Origin of the sequence: Enterococcus sp. DIV0008, from assembly GCF_050542615.1 — a bacterium.
Taxonomy (GTDB): Bacteria; Bacillota; Bacilli; order Lactobacillales; family Enterococcaceae; genus Enterococcus_D; species Enterococcus_D innesii.
On the sequence record NZ_CP172937.1, the window covers coordinates 3,153,318 to 3,169,940 of the forward strand.

At 38.7% G+C, this 16,623-nt stretch carries 14 protein-coding genes; 6 read left to right on the top strand and 8 right to left on the bottom strand.

All coding sequences use genetic code 11. From position 1 onward, the window contains the following. Positions 1-119: 119 nt before the first annotated feature. Together IGI84_RS14880 and IGI84_RS14885 are read left to right on the top strand one after the other, a co-directional pair. A complete protein-coding gene (locus IGI84_RS14880) occupies positions 120-1,541 on the top strand; it encodes a cryptochrome/photolyase family protein (protein WP_430600488.1) in 1,422 nt (473 codons plus the stop codon). Positions 1,542-1,962: 421 nt separating this feature from the next. Further along, the gene (locus IGI84_RS14885) at positions 1,963-2,352 is read left to right on the top strand and encodes a YxeA family protein (RefSeq protein WP_229045653.1); all 390 of its coding nucleotides are present in this window, start codon (positions 1,963-1,965) and stop codon (positions 2,350-2,352) included. A gap of 346 nt (positions 2,353-2,698) precedes the next feature. Here IGI84_RS14885 and IGI84_RS14890 read toward each other — a convergent pair whose 3' ends face one another. The 5 genes from IGI84_RS14890 to IGI84_RS14910 all read right to left on the bottom strand — a co-directional run bounded on the left by IGI84_RS14890 (position 2,699) and on the right by IGI84_RS14910 (position 9,475). Further along, complete coding sequence (locus tag IGI84_RS14890; RefSeq protein WP_200126711.1) at positions 2,699-3,328, bottom strand: helix-turn-helix domain-containing protein; 630 nt, start codon at positions 3,326-3,328, stop codon at positions 2,699-2,701. 660 nt (positions 3,329-3,988) lie between these two features. Then, entirely contained in the window at positions 3,989-5,437 is a 1,449-nt protein-coding gene (locus IGI84_RS14895) for a helix-turn-helix domain-containing protein (RefSeq protein ID WP_430600490.1), read from the bottom strand. A 537-nt stretch (positions 5,438-5,974) separates the two neighbouring features. Continuing rightward, the gene (locus IGI84_RS14900) at positions 5,975-7,369 is read right to left on the bottom strand and encodes a glutamate decarboxylase (RefSeq protein ID WP_430600491.1); all 1,395 of its coding nucleotides are present in this window, start codon (positions 7,367-7,369) and stop codon (positions 5,975-5,977) included. A 29-nt stretch (positions 7,370-7,398) separates the two neighbouring features. Continuing rightward, a complete protein-coding gene (locus IGI84_RS14905) occupies positions 7,399-8,808 on the bottom strand; it encodes an amino acid permease (RefSeq protein ID WP_016612532.1) in 1,410 nt (469 codons plus the stop codon). 25 nt (positions 8,809-8,833) lie between these two features. Continuing rightward, complete coding sequence (locus IGI84_RS14910; RefSeq protein ID WP_005230557.1) at positions 8,834-9,475, bottom strand: hypothetical protein; 642 nt, start codon at positions 9,473-9,475, stop codon at positions 8,834-8,836. Between the two features lie 1,264 nt (positions 9,476-10,739). Between IGI84_RS14910 and IGI84_RS14915 the strand changes: the two genes are divergently transcribed. Beyond that, positions 10,740-12,347, top strand: a complete 1,608-nt coding sequence (locus IGI84_RS14915) for an ATP-binding cassette domain-containing protein (protein WP_077454095.1) — start codon at positions 10,740-10,742, stop codon at positions 12,345-12,347. A gap of 62 nt (positions 12,348-12,409) precedes the next feature. Continuing rightward, complete coding sequence (locus tag IGI84_RS14920) at positions 12,410-12,568, top strand: hypothetical protein (RefSeq protein ID WP_008380281.1); 159 nt, start codon at positions 12,410-12,412, stop codon at positions 12,566-12,568. A gap of 132 nt (positions 12,569-12,700) precedes the next feature. Here the strand turns inward: IGI84_RS14920 and IGI84_RS14925 are convergent, their stop codons facing one another. Beyond that, positions 12,701-13,153, bottom strand: a complete 453-nt coding sequence (locus IGI84_RS14925; RefSeq protein ID WP_077454093.1) for a GNAT family N-acetyltransferase — start codon at positions 13,151-13,153, stop codon at positions 12,701-12,703. A 391-nt stretch (positions 13,154-13,544) separates the two neighbouring features. Between IGI84_RS14925 and IGI84_RS14930 the strand changes: the two genes are divergently transcribed. Together IGI84_RS14930 and IGI84_RS14935 are read left to right on the top strand one after the other, a co-directional pair. Beyond that, positions 13,545-13,964 (top strand): MerR family transcriptional regulator, encoded by a 420-nt coding sequence (locus tag IGI84_RS14930; protein WP_430600493.1) that lies wholly within the window; start codon positions 13,545-13,547, stop codon positions 13,962-13,964. A gap of 75 nt (positions 13,965-14,039) precedes the next feature. After that, entirely contained in the window at positions 14,040-14,906 is an 867-nt protein-coding gene (locus IGI84_RS14935; RefSeq protein WP_170920173.1) for an aldo/keto reductase, read from the top strand. Between the two features lie 357 nt (positions 14,907-15,263). On the opposite strand, the gene IGI84_RS14940 is transcribed toward IGI84_RS14935, so the two are convergent. Together IGI84_RS14940 and IGI84_RS14945 are read right to left on the bottom strand one after the other, a co-directional pair. Beyond that, positions 15,264-15,878 carry a CPBP family intramembrane glutamic endopeptidase gene (locus IGI84_RS14940; protein WP_081119373.1) on the bottom strand — a complete coding sequence of 205 codons (615 nt, stop codon included), beginning with the start codon at positions 15,876-15,878 and terminating at the stop codon, positions 15,264-15,266. Positions 15,879-15,932: 54 nt separating this feature from the next. Next, the gene (locus tag IGI84_RS14945) at positions 15,933-16,181 is read right to left on the bottom strand and encodes a hypothetical protein (RefSeq protein ID WP_081119374.1); all 249 of its coding nucleotides are present in this window, start codon (positions 16,179-16,181) and stop codon (positions 15,933-15,935) included. Positions 16,182-16,623: the final 442 nt, after the last annotated feature.

Below are 16,623 nucleotides of genomic sequence, written 5' to 3' on the forward strand. Positions count from 1 at the left end.
GCTTGCCAAGATTTCTGGTTAGCTGAAACAATCGCCAAATTTGAATAAATCCCATCTTTCCATTACTATAAACGAAATCCGATCGTTTTTTGCACGGTTATACTATCAAGGAGGTTTGTATGGCAATTCATGTGATGTGGTTTAGAAAGGATCTACGCTTAGAGGACAACACGGCACTGACTGAGGCGCTTTTGTCTCTTCAAGCAAACGACCAATTGTTGTGTATGTTTCATCTCAATGAAAAGCAGTTTCTCCCCGATGCACCAAGCCATGATTACTTTTTTAGCGCAGTTGCTCACTTTATCGAGGCTGCCAAAAAGCAAAATCTGACGATCCACCTCTTAACGGGGACTTTGACAGAAGCCTTTGATCAGTTGTTCGCTCACTATCCAGAATGGAGCCAGCTTTACTTCAACTTTGATAACCGTGGATATGGTCGTAAACGCGACCTCTACATAAAAGAATTGGTCGAGAAAAAAGGCGTCACTGTCCATTCCTTTGAAGAACATCATCTACACCAACCAACGGAAGTCACCAAAGAGGATGGGACATACTACAAAAAATTTACGCCCTATTATAAGAAATGGATCCAGCTGCCCAAACCGGTCTATCAAAAGCAGGCCCTTGATTTTGAAAAAGCCGCTCATTTTAATGATGCCCGTCACTTTAAAGCAGGGACAGCGTTGCTTGCTGAGCTGCTAAAAAATAGAAAGACCGATTTTTCAACGATCGTTGGGGAAGACTATGCGCATAAACAATTGCAGGCCTTTGTGCAAAAGCGTTTGGCCGCCTATGAAAAAGACCGTGATCTCCCTTCGATCAAAGGAACCAGCCGCCTGTCCCCTTTCTTGTCTTTTGGACAACTCTCTATTCGGAAGGTTTGGGCCGCTTGCCAAGGAATGCCACCCAGCACTGGCAAAGCGACCTTTTTAAAAGAACTGGCTTGGCGAGATTTTTATCATATGATCTACTTCACTCATCCGGAGCAAAAAAACTATGAACTCATTGAGAGATATCGAAACATGGATTGGCAAAAGGATGAAGAGGCGTTTAACAAATGGCAAGCAGGGCAAACCGGCTATCCGATCATTGATGCCGCGATGCGGCAGCTGAATCAAACCGGTTGGATGCATAACCGTCTACGGATGATCGTCGCTTCCTTTCTAACCAAAGATCTACTGATCGATTGGCGGCAAGGAGAAGCCTATTTTGCTCGACAATTGATCGACTACGACGCTGCCAGCAATATCGGCGGCTGGCAATGGGCAGCTTCGACCGGCACCGATGCCGTTCCTTACTTTCGAATTTTCAACCCCATCACTCAGGGGAAAAAATTCGACAAAGAGGGGACGTTTATCAAACAATTTGTTCCCGAACTCGCCCAGTTGCCGCTAAAATTCATCCACGAACCTTACCTGATGACTGACGAAGAACAAGCCGACCTAAAGGTAGTTTTAGGCACCGACTATCCGTTGCCTATAGTCGACCATAACGAAGCCAGGAAAAGAGCCCTCGATTTGTATAGTAAAATCGAGCCGTGAGCAGCTGTCATGGCCTGCTTTCAAACATTATCGGTAGAAAAAAACCAGCAAAGACGCTCCGTAAGAGCTCGTCTTTGCTGGTTTTTTATTAAACTGGTGCGCCATTTTTCGCCTTTCAATAGTGAAAAAACAAACGGCACGTCTCATCAAATAGTCTGCTGGTGAGCATACAAAAAAGAAGCATTTTCCATGCTGTGTTTTTTAATTAAGGTCTTGTTGTCTACTTTCCCTCTTATTTCTAGTCGCTCTAAGCACCAATCCCCTGACAATTTATAGATTGAACCCTTTACTAGCGGCGTTCCCTGCTTTTTCACGACTGGCTAGCAATGTTTCTCCTTGCAAAACTGTTCGTCTGATGAAAGGTCATCTATAGAACCATTCTGTTATAATAGCTCCATATTTGAGGATAAGGATGGTTTATATGAAAAAAATAATCGGATTCGTCTTAGTCGTACTTTTAGGGTTTGCCGGATACAAAGGCTATGAATATTATCAATCCACCTATTCAGGACAAACAGCTTACGCGTATGTCCCATCTGAGATTCCGCCTAAGGTAGAACATGAAAGTAAAAGCGGCATCGGCGACCAGTCGCCTTGGTATTCTTACGATTACACGTTAAACTTTGTAAAAGAAGATGGTAGCACACAAACACTCGAGGTTTCATTATCAGAAGATAACGCAAAACCACTAACACCAAATTCATATGTAAAAGCGGTGATCAGTGAAAAGCGGACAATAAAAGGCCCGAATGGCGTTGAAAAAGACGCAATTCCCAAAAAGATTCTAGAAAAATTAGAAAATCAGAACTAATGAGCTTTTGTTAATAAGGACTAATGAGTTGCACAATATCAAATCTGGGTCAGAAAAAATCACATTCTGGCTCAGATTTTTTTGCTAATGACTTTCATCTTTTTTTGAGTCTACTGGACATGGATGGCACTTATCTAGCTGGTACAAAACCAATCGCAGATAGTTACTGGCAAGTGCAGCGAACCACAAGCCGAGTACAGTAATGACAAGGTGCAGGAAGTGGTGTCGCACAACTTTGAGTCTACGAACAGAAACTCAATTAAACGAAATAGCGGATAAGGTTGCTGAACCAACCAAAGTCCCAAAGTGAAACGTAAAACAAAAATAGCAAATCTTTTGAGATCCGCTATCGATCGAATGCATTTTCTATCTCTTTGTACAATTTTTCAACATTAAGCATCCCGTAATCTTTTTTTGAAATAGCTATGACTGGTGTTGTAGGAAAATTCTGTTCAATTTCGTTTTTCGCATACCCGAAAGATGGAGTCAGCAAAATAAGATCGGCTTCACCGCCATATTGATTTACCTGATTCGAATTATAGGTCTCAATTAAAACTTTATGTCCTCTTTTCTGCATAAGCATCTCCAGTTTCCTACTTAAAGCCTGCGTTTGTAAAAGCCCTTGGTCCGCAATGAAGCTAAAGACGATATCAAAAATAACAACTTTTTTCCACTTCTTTTCTTCTTCTGAATCTTTTGTTTTAATTAAATCTCCTGTTTTTCCCATGTTCTGGTATCCTTTCATTTTAGAAAAAAGAGTCTCAAAAAAAGTAGGTCTTTTCCTTCCTAAAATCTCGTCAACAGAAACATTGAAGTAGTTACTCAAAGATATAAGCGTCTGAATGTCTGGATTGCTCTCATTTCTTTCCCACTTTGATACAGCTTGTGGCGTAACGTTCAAAATTCTTGCTAAACTTTTTTGGGTCATTTTTTTCGATTGTCTTAATTCTTTGATATTTTTTCCTAAATCTAACATTAATATAATTCCCTTCAGATTATCTTTTCAATGAACGGATCGTTGAATAGAGGGAATGAGGACTAAACTATTGGTTGAGTTCTATCTCAGCGCTTATTAGAACGCTTTCATTAGTTCCTTAATAAAAAATTATCGTTCAGAATTTCTGTTAAGCTTTTTTGAGTCATCATTTTAGATTGCCTTAATTGTTTGATTTTTTCTTCTCTCGAACATTAATATAACTTCCTTGAGATTAACTTTTTGATGAACGGAGTGCGGAATAGAGAAAATCAGAACTAAACTATTAGTTGAATTCTATTTTATCACACTTCCGTTTTTGGAAAAATATAGCTAGTCGGTTTGTTGATATTGATAGAGCCAACTAACGACTGCAGACTCACATCTTTATGTGGGTCTTTTTTTACATCCTTCCAAAACCCACATTTTGAATCCCTTCTGTTATTTTCACGTTTGATGACTTCTGCTCTGTTGCGATACGTTATACAAGGATACTGGACACATTTATCTAGCAGAAAGCTGCTTGACTGACTCTGTTTTCATCTCGGCATCAATGACAAGAGCAATTCAAGCGCCTTTTCCTTTCCCTACTTCGCAGATAATTGAAAAAGCAGCGAATCACCTATCCGTTGACTCGCTGCTTTTTAACTAACAAGTGATGGCTCACACCACAAAAGAATGATATTTAGAATAAGCAATTTGATCGACGATCGCAGAAACCTGATTGACATCTAAATCGGCACCAATGGCGGTCACTTGATAAAATTGGTCATAATTGTTCCCTAATTGGGGGAGATTGGCATTGGAAATCAACAAGTCAAATGTCTCGTCCGGAGTATAGGGTAAAACAACAACATTTTGCTTGCCTTTTAGTTCATTTTTTAACAAGTAAATCGAAGCATCCGCCAAAAGACTGGAGCACATATTTAAGACCCCGATCCGTACCCGATATTCTTCTTTAGGCGATAACATATAAATTAAAAAGACTAGGCGTTTCTTGAGATAGTTGAGTTTCGTGGACGTAAACAAGTTGGTCGGTGCAATAATGTGTTCCAGAATGTCTGAGATCACTTGATCCCGCAAGGAATTGTGAAACATTTTGTGGTAATAATTTAGCGTGACTCGATCGATGGAATAATTCACTCCATGAAAGTAATAAACTTGTGCGATTAAGGAAAAGACATTGGCTTTGATATCGATCGTCGTACGCGAGGCATCAAGACGATAAATGGACTGGATTGCTGCCATGACTTCATCGGTGATCTCAAAGACGGGATTTTTATTAGTGTACAGTCCTAAGCGAAGTTCCTCGTAAGGAATCCCGCCCACCGTAATGAGGAAGAGACAGATAAAGAATGGCACGATCTTCGCTTCATCTACTGAGCAGATACATTTTTTAGAAGCATAGATCTGTCGAATAAAGTGACAGAGGGGCATCTCTTGGCAACGCTCGATTTTGGTTTGTTCTTCCGGACTTAAACTTCCCAAGGTCGTGTGAGACGTGACTTTTTTCATAATCACATACAACCAGATCTTCAGCTGCTTTTGTTGGGCAATCGATAATGTTATTTTTTTCGCTAACTCCGCAACCAGGTCATCGATCAAAACAGAATCGATCGTTGTTGCACCCATTTTGACAAAATTATAGTAAAAATAAATGCGTTGTGTCATCGTTCCAACTAGTTTTTTGTTTCTGATCTTTAATTCAAAATGCTGCAACAACTGATTGCACTCAGCAATCAATCGATTGAGGGTCCCCACACTTATGTTTAATTCATCAGCCAAGACGAAGGCATCATAGCCTGCATGTTGAAACAAATAATGGATGATTTGATATTTAGCAGATTTTTTCAATAGCGTGTCGGTCAAATCATCCAGTGAGACACTATCGGTTACTTGCAGTTCCAACGTATAACGGTTGATGATAAAAGAGACCTTCTCATTTTTTAGTTGCCGTTGAAGGCTCTCTGATAATTTCGTCAAGGTCGGCATCGTAATATCTAATTCCCGACACGCATCACTTTTTTTGATATGACCGGTCGATAAATACAAAAATTTGAGCAAGATATACTCTAATTTCAAGTCCTTATCCAGTAAGTCTTCTTTATACATGACTGTTTTTCCTCCAGTGTAAATCTATATTCATTCAGAATAGTTACAACCAATTTACAGAAAAAGATAGCAGTACGTTACTTATGAAACAAACAAGCGCAGTAAAAACAGGCCCTTTCTCCACATACTTTTCCTTCACTTACTCCCCAACAAACCATGACTGACAAACAAAAACCCTCGATGCAAGACGAATTTCCCTAAGAATTCCCTCACGACAACGTTCTAAGATTTCCTTTTTGTTTATGTAAAACGTTCTTCTCTAAAAAAATATATTTAGACCATAATAATTAATACTATCACAAGCCAGAAATGTCAATAAATGAAATTATCAAGCACTGTTTTTTTTACTTTCTCTTAAAAAACGACACTATCAAGTGCTTACCCGTTCTTACAAACAAAAAAATCAAAGGCAGTCGATGCAACCGCCTTTGATTTTTCTATAAACCATTGTTCATTCAGTCTTGCAAAAAACGTTTCATAAAGGGACCTTTTATTCATTGAAAAAAGCAATGAAAGGGTTTCTAGCGATACCGTTTCTTAATGTGAAAAGCCATAGGTTTGATCGGATGAAACATGACGGCTTGGTCGCTTGTTCAAGCGCTCGATTCCTTCTTTCATGTCTTGCACCAGATCCATTGCCATTTGCATACTTAAATCTGCCCGACAGACAAAGCGTTGGATATTGATATGTGATAGATTATCAGGTAATGGATAGGTAGGGACTTGCCAGCCTTTCATCGCAAATTCATCCGTCAAATCATACAGATTCCAAGAAATATCGGCATCTTCTTTTAATTTGTAGCAGACGATCGGCAACCGTGAACCATCATTATAAATATCGAAGTAACCTATGTTTTCAATCTCTTTTGCTAAATATTGGGCAACATCACTGGTCTTTTTGTGGATCAAGCGGTAGCCTTCAAACCCATTACGGATAAAGGTGTAATATTGTCCGATGATTTGGCTGGCACTTCTTGAAAAGTTGATGGCCATCGTTGGCATTTCACCGCCAAGATAACTTACTTTAAAGACCAGCTCTTCTGGTAAGAAATCTTTTTCTTTCCAAAGCACCCAACCGATACCAGGATAGACTAACCCATATTTGTGTCCAGACGTACTGATGGAACGAACGTTTTTCAAACGGAAATCCCATTCAAGTTCTGGTTCCATAAATGGTGTGTACAATCCACCACTAGCCGCATCCACGTGGATGTAGACTTTGTAGTCGGTGTGTTTGTTGTATTCCTCTAATTTCTTATCTAGTGCTTTGATATCATCGTATCGTCCAGTGTAAGTGATCCCTAAAATACCGACGACTCCGATCGTATATTCATCTAAATAGTCCGTGACCTTTTCGACATTGATGCTGCCATGTTCTTCATCGATAGGGATTGTCCGCATTTCAATGTCCCAGTAGACACAGAATTTTTCCCAAACGACTTGATAGGCAGAAGAAATCACTAAGTTTGGTTTTTGTTTATTGATATCTAAGCCAAGTTTTTTTGCCCGATTGCGCCAAGCAAATTTTAAGGCCAATCCACCTAGCATACACGCTTCACTTGAGCCTACCGTTGATGTACCGATAAAATCGGATGCTTCTGGGGCATGCCATAAATCAGCGATCATGTTGACACAGCGGTTCTCAATTTCTGCTGTCCGTGGGTACTCGGTTTTATCGATGGCGTTTTTATCAAGGGTTTCACTCATGATTTTGACTGCTTCTGGTTCCATGTAGGTTTGACAAAACGTCGCCAAATTTTGTCTTGAGACCCCTTCATCGATCAATTGATCCTTGACTAATTCATAGGCATCCCGCGGTACCAAGGACTCTTTTGGTAATTTGTACATAGGGATCGCTTGATCCATTGCCTCATTCCCATAGATAGGCTCCAAATATTGGGCTTCTTTTCGATTTTTTTTACTAAATAACATGCAGCTCTCCTCCTCATAGGTTGTGCTTTTTATTTTTTATCGCTTGCTTTTTCACCTACATATTTATAGATGACAAACGGTATCACGACAATAATCAGCCAACTGATGATCAAGATGGCTAAATAGGTTCCGCCCTTTCCGGAGCCGATATCGCTCGGTGGAAAGAAGGAAATAAAGAAAGAAAAAATAGAAACAAGCAAACCAACCATCGCAACACCAATTTTCACATTTTTCCCACCAGGAATATGATACGTTCTTGTTAAGTCGTCTTTTTCTTTGACTAATTTAATATAGGAAAGAAACAAGAGGACATAAGCCACCAGATAGATGCAGACCGTCAAAGCCATCGCAACGAAGAAGGATAGATTGGCGCCTCCACCGCCTAATGTCAAGACAACCGCCCAAATGGAAACAATGATGCCTTGTACCAAAACGATATTGATTGGGACATTGTGTTGATTGACTTTGGCCATTTGTTTTGGCAGCAAGCCATTTTCAGCTGCTTCAAGCATCGCCGTCGATGGGCCGACTACCCAAGCAGCAATTTCTGCAATGACACCTAAACAGATGACCACGGCAATCAAACGAACCAGCCATTCTCCGCCGCCAAAATGATGGATCAAATAAGAATAGGCTTGAATCACGCCAGTATCAAGAGACAATTGATTTTGGGGAATCGTGGCAGCCACCGTTGCCCCACCTAACGTATCCAAAAGAATCGTTGCTACAACTAAAATCAAAATAGCTTTCGGGTAATTCTTTCCAGGATTGTCCATATCTTTTACGTGACTGGCAGAAGATTCAACCCCTGCATAGGCCAAAATAAAGGAAACAAAAACGACCAGCGTATTGATTTTCGTGAAATCAGGAATCCAAGCGCCTGATCCAAAAGAAACTTTGACGGGATTCCCTTGAGCAATGTAGACAATTCCTAAGATAAAAAGAATGATCCCTGTTGCGACGATCCCCACAAAGAACCCTACTTTGGCAATCTTCGCAGTATTTTTTGTTCCGCCAAATTGTGAGATCGTAATCAGCCAAAAGATCACTAAAGTGGCAATCAGCTTCAGCCAAACATTCGTATTAAGAGCCGGCCAATTTAGGGCATAGGAAAGCGCCCCGACAATAAAGTAAATCATCGTAATAAAGCCTACCGTGATTTGGAACCATTGGAAGAAAATGGCAGCAAAGCCCCATTTTCTCCCTAATGTTTTTGAGACCCAGGTATAGAGTCCCCCTTTTTCCCATCCCTTTACAGTAGCCATCTCCGCAGAGCAAAGGGCTACAGGGATAAACCAGAGGAAACCGCCGACGAGTAAATAAAAAACTAAATTCATCTTCGATGTCGCAAAGGTTGGATACTCATATACCGTCATCACCATTGAAGCAGTTATTGCAAAAAAACTCAACAATGATAGTTTTTTCTTGCTAGTATCCATTTTTTTTACCTCCTATCGTTAGATACTATTTTTCAGCAGCGGAAGATAGATCAATATGGTACGTATGTGTCAAATCTCCATCTGCTTTAAATTCGATTTCGACCGCTTTGATCGCTGGCAAACTTTGTTCTTGCGCCACTTTAAAATGAATAAAGCCATCTTTATGTTTGTCATGGGTCAAAATCTCATCATCTAAGTAGTCCACAAACACTTCCGCTTCTACTTTTTTGCCATCATTCAACACCAAATAGGCTTTGTCAGGTTTGATTTTTTTGTCTTTCGAATCTTCATTAAACAATTGATATTTCAGTGAGAGCAATGTTTTGTATTCTTTGTCTTTGTCTTTGAATTCTTCTACATTCACGATTTTTACATGATTCACTAAAAAGCGAATGTGATCCCAACCAGCATTTTCATAATTCGTTTCATACCAAACGACGTCTTTGATTTTCGGATCGATTCCCTTAGTTACGATTTCTTCAAAATACCCGTCATCACTCAATTTTTCACTTCCCACAACTACTTCATCTGACGAATCGCTGATCAACGTTTCCGTTCCAGACCCAGAGACCACTTCCCCTGATTCTTCCACTGTTGAGCATGCACCTAGAGTAAACAAAACGCCTACACCTAAAACGAAACCTGCAACTAATGATGTTTTCTTCATTGTAAATCCTGTCCTTTCTTTTATTATTTTTATTCCATCTCAGGTATACCATTTAACCCAAAAAAGCGAATACCTAATTTTTTATTTTAAAAACAAAAAAACGCGAAAAATAATTCGCGTTTCGGTGCTATCATGAAGTGCAGATAAGAACAATGACCATTGAAAAGAAAGGACTGAGTTTTTTTGAGAGCGCTTGTGGTCGTCCTAGCTGCCGTTTTGTTAAGTATCAGCCCTCTTTCAGCTGACTTTTATCTGGAAAGGACGGACAGACATACTTCTAACGCAATGTTTTCTCGGATAGAAGTTGCCCAAAATGAGTGGGCGCCTACTAGGTCACAAAGATTCGTCGGAACGCTGATGCTTCCTGATGCAAAAGACAGCTTGCTTACAGCTGACGGGCATTTTCTGAGAAGACCTTCCAAGCTTGCGACGAATAGGCGAGGAGCAATAGCAGCTTGTAGGGTTCAAAAAACACCCAAAACCGCACGGGGCAGTCATCTTTCTCAGCGCTGTAGCTCTTTAGCCCCTACGACTTTGCGGTTAGAAAAAGCATGTCAGGCACAGGCAATCAAACGTCTTTAGCTCTCATCCGAGTATCTGGTGTCGTACATGACGCCTTCATCCACAGGGTTTCCGCAGTGATGGCACATAGGTAAGTCAAAAACAAATGATCCTCAAAACGTTTATCCTCACGTGTATCCTAGACAAATCTACTTCCCCATCCTGAACACAAAAAATAGCCACTACCTACTTTCCACTTACTTGTGCCATCCTCTGCTTGATAAAATGATCAAAATTTTTTGATTGAAAAGAAAAAATTGCCTATTCTGTTTTGATCATTTTTTAGTGATCGATCATTACTTAGCTAGCTAAGCCCCCAAACCCAAAGCAGCCTCCGAAACTGTTTTTCGGGGGGCTGCTTTGGGTTTACACCTTGTTTGACTCCTTATAATTTTTAGTACAGCAGCTAAGTCTCTCTTTGAATATCATTGAACTCTATTAATGATCTATCAAATTACCTATATAAATCCATTTCAACTAAATATTCTCATGCTCCTTCATTCGTTTCCCTCAAAATCTAAATTTTGCTTTTTGTTTTATAAGGTTCAATAGTGACTATTACATGCGTCAATACATTGCAAAAAAGAGCTTAAATACCTTTAAAATTGTATCTTTCTCTCATTTTTAGTAGCCGCACCATCCACAAATTATTAATTATACATTTTTTTAATTTGTGATATAGTTTTTACATAGGAGGGAGAGAATGAAAAAAATATTAAAAAGAAACCAACCACTTTTCTTTTTGCATGTGATTTTATGCGCAATTGCAGCGCTCATTCAAGTTGGGGTTGCTTTGGTGTATAGACAAATCACTGAGGTTGCTATGTCAGGAGATGTAAAAAGACTTTTATTTATTGGTATATTCGCCTTCTTTTACATCTTATTGAACACGATGAGCGATTTTATTCCAAGAAGAAGTAAATCCGTCTTAGTTCAATCAATAATGAATCAACTGAGAGAGAGTCTCTCGCAGAAAATCGTTCGAATGAATCCGGTACTATTTCTTAAAAATGAGAAAAACGAGTATCTCTCAAAGTTGGCAAATGAAATGAAAGTCGTTGAATTAGAATTTTTAAAGCCCGGATTTGGACTGATTTTAAGCATTTTTACCTTTCTATTCTCTCTTTTATTCACACTAAAATTAAACACTTCTTTTTCATTGATTATGCTGCTCTTAGCTTTTAGTCCTTTGCTAGCCCCTTATTTCGCTAAGCGAATCCTTAGTGATCGTCGCAAGTCCGTTGTTCTGGAGCAAGATCGTACTCTTAGTTTATTTGACCAACTTCTCTCAGGATACATGACCTTACGTGTCGGCAAAGGTTTTCCAACATATACGAAAATTTTTACTAACAGTAGTGAACGATTAAAAAAGGAAAGTATCACTTTTGAAACCTTACAAGGACTGACTTATGCAATTTCTTTTGGACTTGGGGATCTTGCTTATTCAGGGACATGGATCGTTGGTGGCTTCTTTGTTGCTGCCAAAATAATCACCATTCCCGATCTTATTGCGATGACTACACTAATGAGTACGATTGCCGGTCCGTTAGAGTATTTCAGTACTTCAGTTACAGATATTTTAGCGAGCAAGAAGGTCGCGGACGATCTTATAGCTTTCATTGATGGCACCGATGATGATGAGCCCAATCGCTCACTTGAACTTGCAGAACCAATAACTACTTTATCGATTGAAAATCTGCATTTCCATCATGGAAATCGCTTGATTTTTAATGGTTTTACTCAAACATTTGAGCGTGGAAAAAAATATGCTATCACTGGCGCAAGCGGTAGTGGGAAGTCGACACTATTGAATATTTTAGCGGGAATTTACCCTATCGACGATCGTCAAGTATTGGTTGACCAGCAAGAGATGAATCAGCTATCTAGAGACTCCCTTTATGAGAAAGTCGCACTTGTCCAACAAAAAACTGCTATCTTCCAGACGAGTATTGCTTACAACGTTTCTATTTTTAGTGAATACGAACTTGAAAAAATCGTTGATGTTTTAAAACGAAGTGGATTAGATGATCGTTTTGATAACAATGATTTAACCGATACGCAAGATAATACATGGATAAACTTTCTTTCTGGCGGCGAGCTTAGACGGCTTGAGATTGCTCGGGCAATCTTTAAAGATTCCGATGTTATTCTTTTTGACGAACCAACATCTGGTCTAGACAGTATAAACGAGATGATTATCAGTGACTTAATCTGCTCACTTACAGATAAAATAGTCATTGTCGTTACTCACTCAACAAATCAGGAATTTCTAGGTTCATTTGATGAGCTAATTCAGTTAAATAGATCATGAATTTAGATGATATAGGCCTACCTTATGTCATCTGGAAATATAAAAGAAAGGAGAGGTATACAATGAAAGTAATCTCTGAAGCTTCAAAAGAACAAATCATCACCATGTGTGGAAGTAATCAGCATTCCCATCATCCACCAATCATCTTACCTGAAGAGACTGATACACCATTTTCAAATCAGAAAAAAGAAGAGATAAAAAAAGAAGAGAAAGCTAGTTAAGAGAAAATCATTTGATCCTTACTTTACTTATTAATAAGGATAATAGCAATCAAAGAAGGGGTCGTGACTAGCTATATATGTCTCGACCCCTTCTTACATATTTCCCGCAAACGCAAATAATTTTTTTAACAGCTATTTGTTATCAACTTTCTTCATATACAGAATTGGATAAGGGTTTCCTTGTTCGTCTAACTCGCTTCTTCTGTATACCTCAAATCCCATATGCTCATAAAATCCTTTCGCCTGAGGATTCTGTTCATTTACTCCCAGTTCATTTACAGCATAGTTTTCCATCCCGTATGCCAAGAGTTTCTTTCCTAGGCCCTTGTCTCTTTGTTCATTTGCTATAAACAGCATTTCAAGATTTCGATCCGAGATCCCCATGAAACCAGCTGGCTCTCCATGCTCACTTTCTACGACAATCAAATGCGGCACATGATGCAATGCCTCTGGAATGTATTGCTTAATGGCTTGGATTTCAGACTCTGACAAAAAGGTGTGCGTCGCCTTAACAGAACTCTCCCAAACTTCAATTAATTGTTGCTCTAACTTTTGATTCATATTATTTACTTCTTTTATATTCATGGATAGTCACACTCTCATCAGCTTTTTTTCGTTTTTCATAACAAGAACCGATTATTTCCTTGATCCAAGTTAAGAATTTTCATCATCATCATACCATGAGATGGATTTATTTAAAATCTATGGATAAAAAATGCCTCGCTCAAATAGATAACGAAACAATCAATTCTAAGAGAGTATGACTTGCTTTGAAACACACTAAAAAAGGAGCTTTCAATATTGATAATTTCTCAAATCATTCTGTTGAAATAAAAATACTTGTAGCTTTTTCTTCCCGAATAGTCGCCATAACGAACAAAATATATTCTTTTAAACAAACGATTTTAAACCACTTGCCCTAGAGTCCACTTTAGGGTTTATGATTACTTATAGAAAAAGATAAGGAGAACCAACGATGAATATAAAAAAAGCAGCGGAAATGTTTGATTTGAGCGTAGACACATTGCGCTATTATGAACGAGTCGGTGTGATTCCACCTGTCCAACGCAATGAGAGTGGCTATCGGGTGTACACAACAAATAATCTAAACTGGATCTATTTAGCAAAACATTTACGAAATGCAGGACTGTCCATCGAATCGCTAATTGAATTTGCTCAATTGGCACAAGTGCGTGAAAGTCAAAATGTCGAAAAAGCTCAGAAACAGATTTTAGCCGATCAACTCGAAGAATTAGAGAAAAAGTTAGCAGAAATGCAGGAAGTGCGAGACCTGCTTATTTATAAGATAGAAACGTATGATGAGCATATCGCAAAATTCAAAGCAGGAAATATGACCCCTGATAAAGTGGAAAAATTATGGGAACGAAAAAAGTAACATCTTTTACTTGCTATGGACTTAACTCCAAGGTTTAGGATAGAACATGCAATGAAAATTAGAGGAGGAAACATTATGCAAACAATCACACTCAATAATGGTGTCACCATGCCGCAACTAGGATTTGGCGTTTATCAAATTCCTTTGGAAGAAACAGCAGAAGCTGTTTACCAAGCAATCAAAGCTGGGTATCGACTGATCGACACCGCTTCTATTTATGGAAATGAAACAGAAACAGGCGAGGGAATCAAGCGCGCCATCACTGAAGGTCTAGTCACTCGAGAAGAACTTTTTGTTACCTCTAAATTATTTATTCTCCAAACTTCCGAAGATAAAGCGAAAGAAACGATTGAACTTTCGCTTGAAACAATGGGGTTGACATACCTTGATCTTTATCTTATTCACCAACCATATGGAGATATTTATGGTGCTTGGCGCTCCATGGTTGCTGCTCAAAAAACAGGGAAATTACGTGCAATTGGCGTTTCAAATTTCAAATCAGCTAAGATGATCGAGTTTGTCGGCTTGAATGAGGTGAAACCTCAAATCAATCAAATCGAAGTGAACCCTTGGAATCAACGAGTGGAAGATCAGGAATGGCATGATAAATATGACGTCCAAGTTGAAGCTTGGGCACCTTTTGCAGAAGGACGCCATGACCTATTTACCAATCCGACATTAGCAGAAATTGGCAAGCAATATGGCAAAACGGTTGGCCAAGTTGTTCTTCGCTGGTTGATGCAAAGAGGGATTGTCGCTTTAGCAAAAACAGTTCGTCCAGAACGGATGGCTGAAAACATTGCTATTTTTGACTTTGAGCTTTCCCAGGAAGACATTGAAAAAATAGCCGCTTTAGATAAAAAAGAGTCCGCATTCTTTGACCACGATGCTCCCCAACAAGTGGAATGGTTTATGAATCGGATGTTAGATACTGAAAGCTAATAAGGAAAACACTATAAGTCCGCTCCCCTTGCAAAAGGAGGCGGACTTATAGTGTTTCTTACTGAATGGTAGGTCGTCACTTTTCTTTGTAAAAATGAAACTGTTTTTGAAACTCCGGCTAGTGAATCTGCACGGATCAAATAACTGCCTTTCATACTTAATCGTGGGTCCTAAATGATGACCTACAAAGTGACGAAGGACGTACATTCGTAGAACTGTGCAAAGCAACAAGCCTAAGACGCTTATCTGGCCTCTCAAATTTCCTTTCACCAAATATGTTTTAGAGATTCTATACGTACCTATAGATAAATTGCCCCCAATTCTTCTACTCTTAAGGGGAAACAATAAAAGAAATCTTTAAATCAAGATAGCTGCTGCCATCACAACGAAATTATAGAAGCTATGTGCAAAAATGGATTCCCAAATATTTTCCCTACGTAAATAGGTGATCGTCAAATAAAACCCTATGACAAAGTAGGGAAAAAGAGCAAAAAGATTCCCGTTCGCATTTACAATATGACTCTGAGTAAAAAGCAAGAGGCTTCCGACAGCAGTGATGATTCTCAACCATCGTTTTTCTCCAACATAAATCAGTATGTAGCGATAAAGCATTTCCTCAAAAACAGGTGCTAGCAAAAGAGCATCAAATACAAAGGCAAGGGTTCTTTGATCTGAGGGATAAACAAAAATCAACGCATTGAGATCACGAAATAAAAGAATATTAATTAAACCGATGGTAAGGATAATACTCGCAGGAACGATTAGAACGATTTTTATTAATTTAACTTTATTTAGCTTTTGATAACTCTCTACTAAATAATTACGAAAGAGTATAGTACCGAATAAAATGAATAGTAATTTTATTCCAATATAATTATAACTCATCAAATATCTTGCATAAGAAGAAGGAATGCCACGTATTGCTAGCCCCTTCCATAGGACATAAAACAATAAAAATAACCCTCTTTTCAACTTATCCCTCCTATTGAACGAAAGCTTTATACTCCAGATAGTTTTACTCTTATTTCAGTTCTTCCTATCTCTAAAATAACAATAAACCAAATAACCACTGGAGCATACTAACAAAGGAAGTCCGACATAGAGCATACCAATTCCTAACGGATAATTAATAGCAAGGTCAAGTTGGATATTCTTAAGTTCTTCTTGACTGATTGTGTCAAAATCTTGAATAGGGATCAAAATCGTTTGTAAAAAAAAGCCAACGACCGTGATAAAAAGACTGAAACAAAAAACGCCGAGTGCAAATTTTTTCATAAGAGACCTCTTTTCAGCATACACTTTATTGCTTTATGATCTTATTATACATACCATTCATTAAAAAAAGAAGCTTAAAATATTTTTACACATCACACTTGCAACAATTAACAAGGAAATCATCCTATAGAAGTCATTCCTTAGCTGGATAAAGGAGTCTCCTCACTAATAATCCTTCCATCAAACAACATAGGAAGTGTTTAATTTCCTTCATTCGACTTACTTGAAATCTGCCTCTATGAAGACTAGAAACACGTATCCAAATCACCGCTATCCACCGTATTTAGAGTATCGATGTGCTTTTTTAAGACAGTGCCGAAATGGCAGACCTTTTCTCCGAAAAAATCAGAGGGGATGCTAAAAAAAACCGCTAGCAGTAAACGAATCATCGTCCTTACCAACGGCATTTTATGAAAGGTTCTGTCCTAGCTTCTCTAAAAAT